Below are 2,156 nucleotides of genomic sequence, written 5' to 3' on the forward strand. Positions count from 1 at the left end.
GGGTCTTGCGGTGGAGGCGGTTCAGGACATCAATGTCACCCATGCCCACCTCCATTCATCGTCTAGGCGAAGCACCACACGGCGCTGTTCTGTGAGTCGTCATCGGTCCAGTCGGTGGCCAGCACAGCCCGTCTCGCCGCGTACGCGAGGGCGTCTGCCACTACGACGTCGATCTTGCGGGGGCTGTTCGGGTATTCCTTGCGGATCAGCCGGTACTGGCCGCGCCGCTTCACGAACGCGTTGCCGTAGTGCCGCAGCGCGTCCGGGTCGCTGCTCTGTTTCGTGGTGCCGTTCACGATGTCGGTGTGGAGCGTGTCCAGCGCCGGCCCCATCAGGGTGTCCGACGTCGTGGGGAATTCGACCACCACGTCCTCGCCGAACTCGTGCGCCAGGTCTGAGATGTCGCTGCGCCACTCGTGTGGGTCGTAGTGGCCTCGGATCACGCGATAGCGCTTGTGCGCCTCACGGATACGCTCCAGCACCTCAGTGCGCGGCACCTGCCATCCGATGCCGTCGACACCCTCGGGTTTCTCCCACAGTCCGATCGTCCACCGGTAGCCGTCTGACATCCGGCAGCCGCGGAGGATGGTCGAGTCGGAGTTCAGCGACCCGTCGAACCCGAGCGTGATCGCTGTGCCATCGGCAGGTTCGGGGCCGTCCATCTGGGCGTCCTCCACAGCCCTGAGCGCGATCCACGCATCCGAGGACGCCATGGCGCGGTTCAGGTAGTAGCGGGCACCCTCAGCCTCGTCACGGCACTCGGTTGGGTCCAGCATCGTCCGATAGGCAAGTTCAGGGGTCATCCACCCCGACACGGGGTCCATCGCCGCGCCGTACACGTAACGCAGCTGCGCCAGCGTGTGCTCGCGGTCCTCATAGATGCGGATCGGTCCCTTCGCCTCGCGATGGTGCACCAGCCATCCGGGGCCTAGTTGCTCGGCCTTCCAACGCTTGTAGATCGTCTCCCAGACGCTCTCCTCGCCGTAACGGAATGCGGTCGTTGTCAGCAGCGCCCACGGTTCGTCACGCGACCTCTTCGGTAAGTTACGCATCGTCGTGGCGTACATGTTCCGCAGCTCCGGGAGCACGTACAGGTGCACCTCATCCGGCACGAGGAACGTTTCCTTGCCGCCGTCCTTCGACGCGGCACCAGACGAACTCGAGCGGCACTCCCCACCGTTCGGCAGATAGATGTTAGTCGCTGAGCGGTAGTCGCGGATGCCCTTCACGCCGTCGTAGATGTCTGGGTGGTTGTCGTGTCCCCAGTCACCCATCACGAAAGCAATGTTTTGGAACGTGTTGCCCGACTGCTTCTCCTCGGTCGCGAGGCAGCGGACGAACGGGGAGCGGATCGGGCGTCCCACCGGCTGCCCGCTCGCATCCCAGCCGTCAAAACGCACCGGGGCCAGAGCCTCCGCCACGCCAATCAGGCCCGCGACCTCCGACTTCGCCCGACCCTTCGGCATTGACAGCACGCCACGAGAGATCAACCGACGCCCCGACGCCGGTTCGAGCTCGTAGGCGTCCACGATGAAGTCAAACATCTCGTCATCGAACGTCAACGGCTGCCCCTCCACCGGCCCAGGGCCATGGCAGGCATACGCCTCGAGCCAGTCGATGACGGCATAGCCGAGAGAGCACTTCTGCCCCTCGAACAGGGGGCGGAACATCAGCCTGCGCGCCGCTTCCGCGCCCGGTCAAGGCTCGACACCTTGCCTGCGGATGCGACCGACTCCACAGACTTCTGATAGGCACCCCTCGGACCCCGATACTGGGGCCGTCGACCCTCCACGTCCGGCAACCGCAGCGCCGCCAGCAGCTGCTTGAGGACCGTGGCCGTCGCGTTCGCCTCACGCAGCGCCGAGTTCACGACCAAGCTGGACACTCCGTTACCGTCCGTCTCAATCGACAGCAGCACGTCATGCTTGCCACGGATCGCCGCATCCAGAGAATCGAGCCGATCCTTTGCCCGGCACGCCTCCTCCAGTTGCACCAACTGCTCCGGCGTCAGCTCGAACACGTCCGCCACGCCACGCCACAAAGCACGCCCACCATCCGCCAACGAGGCTGGACACGGGGCCGGGATATGGGGCTCGTCAGACATGCTCAACACCTCCAGCGTCGCGCCGATATGCATCTGGTGGTATCGCGCCACC

Annotated in this window: 2 protein-coding genes; both read right to left on the reverse strand. The window is 65.2% G+C overall.

The window, feature by feature from the left end; translation table 11 throughout:
- Nucleotides 1-62: 62 nt before the first annotated feature.
- A complete protein-coding gene (locus ACTQ1S_RS09235) occupies nucleotides 63-1,562 on the reverse strand; it encodes a hypothetical protein (RefSeq protein ID WP_441042077.1) in 1,500 nt (499 codons plus the stop codon).
- Between the two features lie 107 nt (nucleotides 1,563-1,669).
- Nucleotides 1,670-2,156, reverse strand: a 487-nt coding sequence (locus ACTQ1S_RS09240) for a hypothetical protein (RefSeq protein ID WP_441547559.1), incomplete at its 5' end; no start/stop codon positions are given.

Origin of the sequence: Collinsella sp. LCP21S3_D3 (genome assembly GCF_052118305.1) — a bacterium.
Classification (GTDB): domain Bacteria; phylum Actinomycetota; class Coriobacteriia; order Coriobacteriales; family Coriobacteriaceae; genus Collinsella.